Origin of the sequence: Streptomyces sp. NPDC059371, from assembly GCF_042751995.1 — a bacterium.
In the GTDB taxonomy this organism is placed as follows: domain Bacteria; phylum Actinomycetota; class Actinomycetes; order Streptomycetales; family Streptomycetaceae; genus Streptomyces.
Genome location: NZ_JBHYXD010000088.1, coordinates 1 through 12525 on the forward strand (window position 1 = coordinate 1; position 12525 = coordinate 12525).

At 73.7% G+C, this 12525-nt stretch carries 5 protein-coding genes and 1 pseudogene; 5 read left to right on the forward strand and 1 reads right to left on the reverse strand.

The window, feature by feature from the left end:
• Window positions 1–53: 53 nt before the first annotated feature.
• On the reverse strand, window positions 54–890 hold the full coding sequence (locus ACFXGX_RS33535; protein ID WP_384798908.1) for a putative nonproteinogenic amino acid hydroxylase: 837 nt from the start codon (window positions 888–890) through the stop codon (window positions 54–56).
• 443 nt (window positions 891–1333) lie between these two features.
• On the opposite strand from ACFXGX_RS33535, the gene ACFXGX_RS33540 reads away from it, so the two are divergent.
• The 5 genes and pseudogenes from ACFXGX_RS33540 to ACFXGX_RS33560 form a co-directional block, all read left to right on the forward strand.
• A complete protein-coding gene (locus ACFXGX_RS33540) occupies window positions 1334–1648 on the forward strand; it encodes a phosphopantetheine-binding protein (RefSeq protein ID WP_384798911.1) in 315 nt (104 codons plus the stop codon).
• Window positions 1645–2895 carry a cytochrome P450 gene (locus ACFXGX_RS33545; protein WP_384798914.1) on the forward strand — a complete coding sequence of 417 codons (1251 nt, stop codon included), beginning with the start codon at window positions 1645–1647 and terminating at the stop codon, window positions 2893–2895. Before ACFXGX_RS33540 ends, ACFXGX_RS33545 begins: the two co-directional genes overlap by 4 nt.
• Entirely contained in the window at window positions 2892–3626 is a 735-nt protein-coding gene (locus ACFXGX_RS33550) for a thioesterase II family protein (protein ID WP_384798917.1), read from the forward strand. The genes ACFXGX_RS33545 and ACFXGX_RS33550 overlap by 4 nt, the downstream gene beginning before the upstream one ends.
• 108 nt (window positions 3627–3734) lie before the next feature.
• Window positions 3735–6845, forward strand: a complete 3111-nt coding sequence (locus tag ACFXGX_RS33555) for a type I polyketide synthase (protein ID WP_384798920.1) — start codon at window positions 3735–3737, stop codon at window positions 6843–6845.
• A gap of 110 nt (window positions 6846–6955) precedes the next feature.
• A pseudogene (locus tag ACFXGX_RS33560) lies at window positions 6956–12523 on the forward strand (SDR family NAD(P)-dependent oxidoreductase); the annotation flags it as partial.
• Between the last annotated feature and the right edge of the window lie 2 nt (window positions 12524–12525).

Below are 12525 nucleotides of genomic sequence, written 5' to 3' on the forward strand. Positions count from 1 at the left end.
GAGCCGGGGGAGTCGCCCCGGCCCCGGCCCGCCGTCGGCCGCGGGCGGCGTTCTCACCAGTCGAACGCCTCGCCGTCGCCCCGCTTCTCGATGCAGTACGTGCGAAACGCCTGGGCCTTGGCGGCGATGTCCTCGTCGCCGGTGCGCCGCGCGGCCTCCAGGTACCAGTCGAACGCCGCGGTGGCGTGCGCGTGCCGCTCGAAGTGCAGCTCGGCGAACGGGCGGAACCCGGACCGCATGGTGTCGGCGGTGAGGCCGGCGGCGGAGGCGATGAGTTCCTCGATCTCCGCCTCGGTCGGCTCGGGGCGCTCGACGACACGGATCGCCTCGGCCGCGGGGACCGTGCCGCGGATCGCGATGGGCTCCTCGGCGTCCGCGAAGTCGAGGCAGAGCGAGAGCCGGGCGGTGCCGGAGGTGCTGCGCGCGGAGTGCGGGTCGGTCGAGTGGATCTTCCACACCTCGCCGCGGCGGATGTGGTAGAGGATGTCGTTCTCGGAGTGCAGCGACTCCTCGCTGGTGCGCAGCGGGATCTGCAGCCGCGTGCCCGGCTCGGCCCACTCCAGGAAGTCCACGTGCGGGGCGATGATCCCCTCGCGCAGGGCGAAGATGCGCACCCACTGCAGGCGGTCGAGCGGGAAGTGCCCGGTCACCAGGGACATGATGTTCGGCAGCTTCTTTCCCAGTTCGGTCAGGGAAAGACTGCCCTCGTGGGGGCGGAAAGCGACATCGGATTCGGCGCCGCTGCCGTTGGCCAGCACATGGGACGACCAGGACCCGAAGGTGAAGGTGTCGTATTCGCCGCCGTAGTCGTGCCCGTCCACGATGGACAATTCCGGGCCCAGGTCGTACGAATCGATGGGCAGTACCGCAAGCCGTTCCGACTTCAGCAAGGAAATCTCCTCCAGCGCATGATTGTCCGAGGTGCCCGAAAAACCGCTGGGCGTTCCACCCGATCGTCACCATAATTCTTCCCCGTCGGGCAAGGCAACGACGCGGCGCAGCACACGACTTGGCCGAACCCGGCCGGTTCCGGCCGACGCCTTCCCGTGCTCCGGGCAGCACCGGAAAGAGTGCCGTCATACGTTCCGGGCAGCACCGCAAAGAGCGCCACGCCGTCCTGCCGACAGGACAGCGCACCGCCCGTCGCGGTGGTCCGCGCGGTCATCTCTTGCCTGGCGTTTCCCCGGCCATCTACCGTGGCAGCGCGGTGACTTCGGGCACGCCTGCCGCACAGGCGATCCATCACTTTCGGGTCTGTCGGGTCGCTGCGTCGACCTTCCGGCAGCGGCATGGACGGGCATTCCCGTCCGACAGAGGAAGGAAAAGGCTGGAAATGGAATCTTCGCCGAAGGTGATCAACCAGCGGGGCGGACAGAACGGGACGCCGGAAAAGGAAGCCGCGTCTCCCGGTGCGCCGGCATCGCTCGTGGAGGAAGTCTCGGCACTGTGGGCGAAACACTTCGGCGACCGTGAAGTCGGCCCGGAGGACGACTTCTTCGTGCTCGGCGGCAATTCGCTCACCGGAATCAAAATCATCGAGCAGGTGGCGAAGGACTACGGCGTCCAGCTCTCCGTGCGCGACTTCTACCTCGCGCAGACCCCCACCCGGGTCGCCGAGCTGATCGAGCAGGGGAGGACGAGGACGTGAGGCTGACGCCCGGCCCCGCACGCGACGTCGACCTCGACACCCTCGACCTGTTCGACCTGGACCTGTACACCTCGGGCGATCCGCACCCGGTCTGGGACGTGATGCGGGCGAAGGCGCCGCTGCACCACCAAGTCCTCCCCGACGGGCGGGAGTTCTGGTCGGTGACCCGCCACGAGGACGTGTGCCGCGTGCTCGGCGACCACCGCGAGTTCACCTCCGAACGCGGCACGACACCCACCCACGTCGGGATCGACGACCCCGCGGCGGGCAAGCTGCTGACCTCCACCGACCCGCCCCGGCACACCGAGGTCCGCCGGCCGCTCGGCTCCAAGCTCACCGCCCGGGCGGTGAAGTCCTGGGAGGACTCGATCCGCGGCACGATCCGGCGCTTCCTCCAGCCGGCGCTCGACGGCGAGCCCTTCGACCTCGCCGAACAGGCGCTGCTCCTGCCGGCCATGGTCACCGGCCCTCTCCTGGGCATCCCCGCCAAGGACTGGGAGGAACTCGTCCAGCTCACCGCGATGGTGACCGCTCCCTCGGACCCGCACTTCATGGTCGGCCACGAGGCCGCCACCCTGGCCATCTCCCACCACGAGCTGGTCAACTACGTCACCGAGTGGGTCAAGCGGCGCCGCGCGGCCGGCGGCGAGGACGACACCCTGCTCGCCCACCTCATGAGCGTCAGCGCGGGCGGCGCACCGCTGAGCGACGAGGAGATCGCCCTCGACGGCTACAGCATCCTGCTGGGCGCCAACGTCACCACGCCGCACACCGTCTCGGGCACCGTGCAGGCCCTCATCGAGCGGCCCGAACAGTTCGACAAGGCGCAGGCGGACCCGACGCTGATCCCGAACCTGGTCGAGGAAGGGCTGCGCTGGACCTCGGCCGCCTGCAACTTCATGCGCTACGCCGTCGACGACGTCCACATCGGCGGGGGCACGATCCCGGCCCGCGCGGCGGTCGTCGCCTGGATCGGCTCGGCCAACCGGGACGAGTCCCTCTTCCCCGACCCGCACACCTTCGACATCACCCGGCCCAACGCCAAGCGGCAGGTCGCGTTCGGGTTCGGACCGCACTTCTGCATCGGCGCACCACTGGCCCGGCTGACCCTGCGGATCTTCTTCGAGGAGCTGCTGGAGCGGTTCGGACCGATCGAGCTCGCCGGTGAACCGCAGCACCTGCGGTCGTACTTCATCGCCGGGATGACCCACCTCCCCATCGTCGCGCAGAAACGAAAGACGCCATGACAACCGGCTCCGCCATCGCCCCGTCGCCGTGGTTCGTCCGGCCGCCCACCGACCACCCGGCCCGGCTCTTCTGCTTCCCCTTCTCCGGATCGGGCGCCTCCGCCTTCAGCGCCTGGCCGGCCGCGCTGGAGGACATCGAGGTCTGCCCGGTGCAGTTCCCCGGCCGCGAGAACCGGCTCGGCCACCCCCACTACGGCACCTACGAGAACCTCGCCGACGCCCTGGTCGAACCCCTGACACCGCTGCTCGACAGGCCGTTCGCGTTCTTCGCGCACTGCGCGGGCGCCCTGCCCGCCTACGAGACCGCGCTCAGGCTCGCCGAGGCCGGGCTGCCCACACCGGACTGCCTGTTCGTCTCCGGCCAGCCCGCCCCGCACGACGCCGCACGTGACCCGATGCTCACCATGACCGAGTCCGAACTGCGCGACGAGGTCGAGGCGTTCGTCCGCGGCCGGGGCATCGAACCGCGCCCCGACATGCTCGACCTGGGCCTCATGGTCCTGGCCCGCGACCACGCCGCCGCCAAGAAATACCGGCGCCGGACGCCGGCCGCGGTCGACTGCCCCATCGTCGTCCTGCACTGGCGCGACGACGAGGACGTGACCCTGGCCGATCTCCAGGGCTGGCGCCGGTACGCCGACTCCGTCGAGTTCCGGGTGGTCGACGGCGGCCACTACGACTTCATGAACGCGCCGGACGAGCTGTCGAAGCTGCTGACCCGCTGGCTGTGAACGCCCCGCCCCGGGTCCGGCCCGGAGCGCCCCGCCCTCACCCGCGGCGGTGAGCGCCGTACCGCCGCGCGTGCCCGCCGTACACCGAAGGAACCGGAAGGAACACTCATGCGTGGCGCAGCCACCGATATTGCCGTGATCGGGATGTCGTGCCGCTTCCCCGGTGTGCACGGCGTGGCCGAGTTCTGGGACCTGCTGCGCGAGGGGCGGTCGACCATCGGCACGTTCCCCGCGGGGCGGGCCGCCGACGCCCGGTCCGCCTACCGGTCCCACCCCGACGCCGCCACCCTGGACTCGGGCTCCTTCCTGGAGGCCGTCGACGGCTTCGACGCCGCCTTCTTCGACATCACGCCCGGGGAAGCCGCCGCCATGGACCCCGTGCAGCGCCTGGGCCTGGAGCTCGCCTGGGAGGCCGTCGAGGACGCCCGGCTGCCGGCCGCCGCGCTGGCCGGCCGCGAGGTCGACGTCGTGGTCGGCGCCGGCCCCTCCGGCTACGAGCTGCTGCGCAAGCTGTCCGGCAGCGACCGGGACGACCGCTACGCCGCGCTCGGCTCCAGCGGCGCGCTGATCGCCAACCGGATCTCGCACCTGTTCGACGTGCGCGGCATGAGCCTGTGCGCGGACTCGGGCCAGTCCTCCTCCCTGGTGTCGCTGGCGCTGACCTGCGAACGGATCCGCGGCGGCGCGGTGGACATGGCGATCGCCGGCGGCGTGCACCTGATCGTCGACCCCGAGTCCGGAGCGGGCCTTGCGAACCTGGGCGCGCTCTCACCCGACGGCCGCTGCTACCCCTTCGACGCGCGCGCCAACGGCTTCACCCGCGGCGAGGGCGGCGCGTTCGTCGTCCTGAAGCGCCTCGACCTCGCCGTCGCCGACGGCGACCCCATCCACGCGGTGGTGCGCGGCTGGGGCGTGAACAGCGGCGGCGCCTCCTCCCGGATACCGGACCCCAGCCCCACCGGGCAGGCCACGGCCGTGCTGTCCGCCGTGCGCCGCGCGGGCCTCGCGTTCGAGGACGTCGACTACGTCGAGGCCCACGGCACCGGCACCCGGCTCGGCGACCCGGCCGAACTGTCGGGCCTGCGGGAGGTGTTCCGCGAAAGCGGCCGCAGCCGCCGCCTCGCCGTCGGCTCGGTGAAGGCCAACGTCGGCCACCTGGAGCCGGCCGCGGGCATCGTCGGCTTCGTCAAGGCCGCGCTGTGCGTGGAACACGCCCACCTGGTCCCCACCCCGAACTTCACCACCCCCAACCCCGCCGTCCCCGCCTTCCACGACGACTTCGAGGTACTGCGCGCCGCGCGCCCCTGGCCGGACGAAGACGGCCGCCCGCGCCGGGCCGGGGTGTCCTCGATCGGGATGGGCGGCACCAACGCCCACATCGTCCTCGAACAAGCCCCCCCGCCCCGGGCCGAACCCCCCGCCGCCGGCGGGAGGCCGAGGGCGGCGATCGCCACCCGGACGGTGCCCTTCGTACTGTCGGCCCGCTCCGAGCAGGCCCTGCGGCAGCAGGCCGCGCGGCTGCACGACCTGGTGAGCACCGACCCCTCGCCGCCGGCGGCCGGTATCGGGCACTCCCTGATCGCGACCCGCTCACTCTTCGAACACCGCGCCGTCGTCCTGGCCGAGGACCGCGACGAGGCGCTCGACGGCCTGGCGGCGGTGGCGGCCGGCACCGCCGGCCCGCGGGCCGCCCGCGGCACCGCCGGCACCACGGGCCCGGTCGTCTTCGTCTTCCCCGGCCAGGGCTCGCAGTGGCTGGGCATGGGCCGCCGGCTCTACGCCGAGTCCGAGGTGTTCGCCCGCTCCATCGACGCCTGCGCGAAGGCGCTGGAGCCGTGGCTGGACTGGTCCCTGCTGGACCTGGTCACCCAGGCGGAGTCGGCCCCGTCACTGGAGCAGGGGGACGCCGTCGACGCCGTCGTCCAGCCCGCACTGTGGGCGATGATGGTCTCCCTCGCCGCCCTGTGGCGCTCCCTGGGCGTGGCCCCCGACGTGGTGGTGGGGCACTCCCAGGGCGAGATCGCCGCCGCCTGCGCGGCCGGCGCGCTCTCCCTGGAGGACGGGGCACGGATCGTCGCCCTGCGCAGCCAGGCGCTGGCCGCGCTGGCCGGCCTGGGCGGCCTCAACGCGGTCGCCGCGCCCCTGGCCTGGGTCGAGGAGCGGCTGGAGCACTGGCCCGGACGGCTGTCGGTGGCCGCCGTCAACGGACCGGCCTCCGTGGTGATCGCCGGAGACCTCCCGGCCCTGGAGGAGTTCACCGACCGGGCCGGCGAGGACGGCGTCCGGGTCCGCCCCATCAAGGTCAGGTACGCCTCCCACTCCCACCACGTCGAACGCATCCGTGACCAGGTCCTCGAAGCGGCCGCCGGGATCACCCCGCTGCGGACGGCGGTGGAGTTCCACTCCACCGTCACCGCCGCCCCCCTCGACACCCGCGGGCTCGACACCTCGTACTGGTACGACAACCTGCGCTCGACGGTGCGCTTCGGCGAGGTCGTCGAGAACCTGATGCGCGAACGCGGCGGCGTGTACGTGGAGATCAGCCCGCACCCGGTGCTCCAGGTGGCGATGGAGGAGGCCGCCGACGCGCTGGCCGCCCCGCCCCCGGTGGTGGGCACCCTCAGCCGGCACGACGGGAGCGCGGGCAAGGTCCTGGCGTCGCTGGCCGAACTGCACGTGCGCGGCGTGCCGGTGGACTGGACGACGGTGTTCACCCCCGGCCGGGGCGACCGGATCGGCCTGCCGTCCTACCCCTTCCAGCGCCGGCGTCACTGGCTGACCGCGCCCGACGCCACCGACACCCCCACCGCACCGGCGGACGGCCCGGGCGCGCGCACGGCGGGCCCCGACTCGCCGGCGGCGGCCCTCGCCCTGGTGTGCGCGCAGACGGCAGGTCTCCTCGCCGCCAAGGGCGTGGAGCTGACGGCCGCCGATCTCCAGGCGCGGACGGGCGAGACGTTCAAGGCCCTGGGCTTCGACTCCTCGACGGCGGTGGAACTGCGCAACCGGCTCAACGCGGCGGCCGCGGTACGGCTCCCGGCCACCGTCGCGTTCAGCCACCCCACCCCGCAGGCGCTCGCCGACCACCTCTTCTCCCTCCTGGAGCCGCCGGCCCCCGAGGCCGCGGAGCCGGTGGCCGCCGGTCCGGCGCAGGACACGGCCCCGGACGGCCGCAGCGACGACGATCTCTACGCCCTGATCGACCGCGGATACCTGTAGCCGCACCCCGTTCAGCCGCACCGCGCTCAGCCGCACCCCGTTCAGCCGCACCCGTTCTTCTAAGCAACCGTTGAGGGAGGCCCCTGGTGGAGGAAGTCGACAAGCTCCGCTCCTACTTGCGACGTGCGGTCGGTGACGCGCAGGAACTGCGCGAGCGGGTGCGCGAGCTGGAGGAGTCCGCGCGCGAGCCCATCGCCGTGGTGGGCGTGGGATGTCGCTTCCCGGGCGGGGTGACCTCCCCCGAACAGCTGTGGGGAGTCGTCTCCGGCGAGGTGGACGCCATGGGCGACTTCCCCCAGGACCGCGGCTGGGACCTGGAGGCCCTCTACGACCCCGACCCCGAGGCGCACGGCAGGACGTACACCCGCACCGGCGGATTCCTGCCCGCACTCGCCGACTTCGACGCGGAGTTCTTCGGCATCAGCCCGCGCGAGGCGCTGGCGATGGACCCGCAGCAGCGGCTGATGCTGGAGACCTCGTGGGAGGCCCTGGAGCGGGCGGGCATCGACCCGGTGGCGCTGCGGGGTTCGGCGACCGGCGTGTTCACCGGCCTGTACGGCGTCGACTACGGCCCCAGGATCGGCGCCGGCGCGGCCGGCGAGGTGGAGGGCTTCCAGATCACCGGCACCTACCTCAGCGTGGCCTCGGGCCGCGTGGCCTACGTACTGGGCCTCCAGGGCCCGGCCATCTCCACCGACACCGCCTGCTCCGCCTCGCTCGTCGCCATCCACCAGGCCGTACGGTCCCTGCGCTCCGGTGAGTCCACGCTGGCGCTGGCCGGCGGGGTCTCGACCCTGCCGACCCCGGGGATGTTCGTGGAACTCGCCCGCCAGCGCGGCCTGTCGGCGGACGGCCGGTGCAAGGCGTTCGCCGACGCGGCCGACGGCACCGGCTTCTCCGAGGGCGCGGGCGTCCTGGTCCTGGAGCGGCTCTCCGACGCGCGCCGCAACGGACGCCGGATCTGGGCGGTGATCCGCGGCTCGGCCGTCAACCAGGACGGCGCGTCCAACGGCCTGACCGCCCCGAACACCCTGGCCCAGCGGCGGGTCATCCGTGCGGCCCTGGCCGACGCCGGACTGTCGTGCGGCGACGTGGACGCGGTGGAGGCGCACGGCACCGGCACCCGGCTCGGCGACCCCATGGAGGCGGAAGCCCTGCTGGCCACCTACGGCCAGGACCGCGACGCCCAGGACCCGTTGTGGCTGGGGTCGCTGAAGTCGAACATCGGCCACACCCAGGCGGCCGCCGGTGTCGGCGGCACCATCAAGATGATCATGGCGATGCGGCACGGCGTCCTGCCCCGCACCCTGCACGTCGACCGCCCCTCGGCCCACGTCGACTGGTCGACGGGCGCGGTGGAACTGCTGACCGAGGCACGGCAATGGACCACGCCCGAGGACCGGCCCCGGCGCGCCGGCGTGTCGTCCTTCGGCATCAGCGGCACCAACGCCCACCTGATCCTCGAACAGGCCCCCGCCGAAACCGGGCCCGACCGGACTTCGGCCGGTGACGACGCGCGGCCCGCCACCGGCGCGCCCCAGGCGCTGCCGTGGGTGCTGTCGGCACGCTCCCGGCAGGCGCTGCGCGCGCAGGCGGCACGCCTCGGCGACAGCGTCGCCGCGAACGCCGGCGCGACGGCCGCGGGCGTGGGACGGGCGCTGGCGACGACCCGGTCGCTGTTCGACCACCGCCAGGTCGTCATCGGCGCCGGCCGCGACGAACTCCTCGCCCGCCTCGCCGCCGTCGCCGCGGGGGAAGAGCCCGCCGGCGCGGTCTCGGGAGCCGCCGGGCCGGTCGGCAAGACGGTCTTCGTCTTCCCCGGCCAGGGCGCCCAGTGGATCGCGATGGGCCGCGAACTCATGGAGAGCTCCCCGGTCTTCGCCGACGAACTGCACGCCTGCGCCAAGGCGTTGGAGCCGTGGGTGTCCTGGTCACTGATCGACACCGTGTGCGGCGGCCCGGACTCGGCGGACCTGGAGGACATCGACGTCGTCCAGCCGGTGCTCTTCGCGGTCATGGCGGCACTCGCGCAGGTGTGGCGCTCGCTGGGGGTGCGCCCGGACGTGGTCATCGGCCACTCCCAGGGCGAGATCGCCGCCGCCTACGTCGCCGGCGCCCTGACCCTGCAGGACGCCGCCAGGATCGTCGCCCTGCGCTCCCGCCTCCTGGCCACCGTCACCGGCCAGGGCAGCATGGCCGGCATCCTGCTGCCCGAGGACCGCGTGCACACGATGCTCGCGGGCCAGGAGACCCGCATCGGCATCGCCGCCGTGAACGGCCCCAACTCCACGACGGTCTCCGGCGAGAGCGAAGCCGTCGAGAAACTGGTCGCGGCCTGCCAGGCCGACGGCGCCCGCGCCCGGCTGATCAAATCCAGCGTCCCCGGCCACTCCCCGCTCATGGACCGCTTCGACGGCCGGCTCCAACGGGAACTCGGCCCCATCACTCCCAATCCCACACCGGTGGCGATCTACTCCACCGTCACCGGCGACCTCATCGACCCCCTCGAACTCGACGCCGGCTACTGGTACCAGAACCTGCGCCGGCCGGTGCAGTTCGCCACCGCCATGGGCCGCCTGGTCGAGCGGGAACCCAACAGCGCCGTCGTCGAACTCAGCCCGCACCCGCTGCTCGTGATGACCGTCCAGGAGATGTTCGACGCCACCCCCGGCGCCACCGGCTTCGTGGTGGGCTCGCTGCGCCGCGACGAGGGCGGCCTGGCCCGGCTCCACCAGTCGGCCGCCGAAGCCTTCGTCCGCGGCCTCACGGTCTCCTGGGAGGCGGCCTTCGACGACGCGGACGGCGCGGACGGCGCAGGGGCCGAGCTGCCCACGTACGCCTTCCAGCGCCGGCGCTACTGGCTGAACACCCCCGCCGAGACCACCGCCGCGAGCACCTGCGACCACCCGCTGCTCGACGCCGTGATCGACCTGCCCCACGACGGCGGGGGACACGGGGGAGTGGCGGGCAGCGGACGCCTGTCCCTGGAGCGCCACCCCTGGCTCGCCGACCACCTCGTCCACGGCGCCGTCCTGGTGCCCTTCGCGGCGCTCGCGGAACTGGCCGTCTGGACCGCGCACCGGGCGGGCCACGACAGCGTCGACGAACTCACCCTGCACACCCCGCTGGTGCTCTCCCGCACGGCCGAACGCGAGATCCGCGTCGTCATCGACCACACCGGCGCCATCGGCGTGCACTCGCGCGCCGACGGCGAGAACACCTGGACACGCAACGCCACCGGGACCGCCGGATCCGGCACCGCACCGGCCCCCGCCCCCGAGAGCCTCACCGCATGGCCGCCCCCGGGCGCGACCCCCGTGCCCCTCGGCGACGAACACACGAGGCCGGCCGCCGCCGGCTTCGGGCCCCTGCCGCGCGGAGTGTGGCGCGACGGCGACACCCTGTTCGCCGAGGTCGAACCGCCGACGGCCGACGGCGCGGAGCAGGGCCGCTTCCGCATCCACCCGGCGCTGCTGACCGCCGCGCTGCTCCCGGCCGCCCTGGGCCCCTTCACCGGCACCTCCCGGCCCCAGAACAGACTGCCCTTCCACTGCACCGGACTGCGCCTCGCCGCCGGCCGGCCCACCGCCCTGCGCGTGCGGCTCGCCCCGGCGGGAGAGAACACGCTGTCCGTGACCCTCGCGGACGGCCACGGGACGCCGCTCGGCTCCGTCGCCTCGCTGAGCCTGCGCCCGGTGGACGCCGAGGAACTGACCGCGCTGAGCTTCGACCACCAGGACGCGCTGTTCCAGGTGGACTGGACCCCCCTCGCCGTCCCCTCCGGGCAGCCGGAGCCCCGCTGCACGGTGCTGGCAGCCGCCCCCCAAACGCGGCAGGCGCACACGCCGGCCGGCGCCGGCCCCGCCGCACTCGCCGCGTCCGGCGCGGAGATACCCCCCCTCGTCATCGCCCGCCTCGACCAGGACGACCACACCGGCGGCGACACCCCCGCCGCCGCCGAACAGCGCCTGCACCGCGTGCTGCGCTGGACGAAGGACTGGCTGGCCGACGAACGGTTCTCCGCCTCCCGCCTGGTCCTCGTGACACGGGACGCCTTCCACGACGACCACGTCGCCCACCCCGATCCCGCGGCGGCCGCGATCTGGGGCTTCGTACGCACCGCGCAGACCGAGAACCCGCAGCGCTTCACACTCGTGGACACCGACGGCCGGCCCGAGTCCTTCGCCCTGGTCCCGGCCGCCGCCGCCACCGGCGAGGCCCAGATCAAGATCCGGGCCGGCCACGCGAGCACCCCCCACCTGGCCCACGCGGCCCCCGCACCCCGCGACCGGGCACCGAAGACGCCCGCGCCCGGCGACCGGGCACCGAAGGCGCCCGCGCTCGGCTCCGGCACCGTACTCATCACCGGCGGCACCAGCGGCCTCGGCGCGATCCTGGCCCGGCACCTGGTCGAACGGCACGCAGTACGCCGGCTGGTGCTGACCAGCAGGCGCGGCCCGGCCGCCCCCGCGGCGGCGGCACTGCGCGAGGAGCTGACCGCGGCCGGCGCCCACGTCCACGTCGCGGCCTGCGACGTCTCCCGCCGCGACGCCGTCGCCGAACTGATCGCCGCCGTACCGCCCGAGCACCCGCTCACAGCGGTGATCCACTGCGCGGGCGTCCTGGACGACGGCGTCGTCGAGGCCCTGACCGAGGACCGCCTCGATGCGGTCCTCGCACCGAAGACGCGCGGCGCCTGGCACCTGCACGAACTGACCGGGCACCTGGACCTGTCCGCGTTCGTGCTGTTCTCCTCGATCGCCGGCGTGCTCGGCACACCCGGACAGGCCAACTACGCGGCGGCCAACGCCTTCCTCGACGGCCTCGCCGAGGCCCGCCGCGCCCGCGGACTGGCCGCGAGCGCACTGTGCTGGGGCTTTTGGGCCGAACGCAGCGACATGAGCGCCGACATCAGCGAAGCCGACGTCGAGCGCCTGCGGCGCCGCGGCGTGCGCCCGCTGTCCTCGCGGGAGGGACTCGCCCTCTTCGACGCGGCCCTCGCCCTCGACGAGGCGGTGCTCGTGCCGGCGCTGCTGGACCTGACGGCGGCCGGCACCGCGCAGACGGCCTCCCCGCTGCTGCGCACCCTCGCCCGGACCACCGCGGGACCCGGCGGACCCGCGCGGCCGGACGCCGCCGACGTGCCGCTCGAACAGCGCCTGAGGTCGCTGCCGGCGGACGAGGCGCAGGCCCTCCTGCTGGACGCGGTGCGGACGCAGACCGCGCTCGTCCTCGGGCACGCCGACACCGGGCGGGTCGCCCCCGCGGTGACGTTCAAGACCCTCGGCATCGACTCGCTCACCGCGCTGGAACTGCGGAACAAACTCGCGGCGGCGACCGGCCTGAAACTGCCCGCCACCCTCGTCTTCGACCACCCGACCCCCACCGCCGTCGCCCAGTTCCTGGGCACGCGCATCACCCCGGACCCCGGCGCCGCGCAGCAGTCCCCGACCGATCACCTGGTGACCCAGATCGAGCACCTGGGCGCCCGGCTCGAGGACGCCTTCCGCACCCTCGCCGAGCAGGACCGGACCACGATTTCCACTCTGCTCGGCGCACTGCAGGGCCGAGTCCGTGCGATGGCGGGCGACGACGGGTCACCGGTCGCCATCGTCGACCAGATCGGTGCGGCCTCGGCGGGAGAACTCCTCGCGCTGCTGGACAAAGAGCTCGGCTAGGG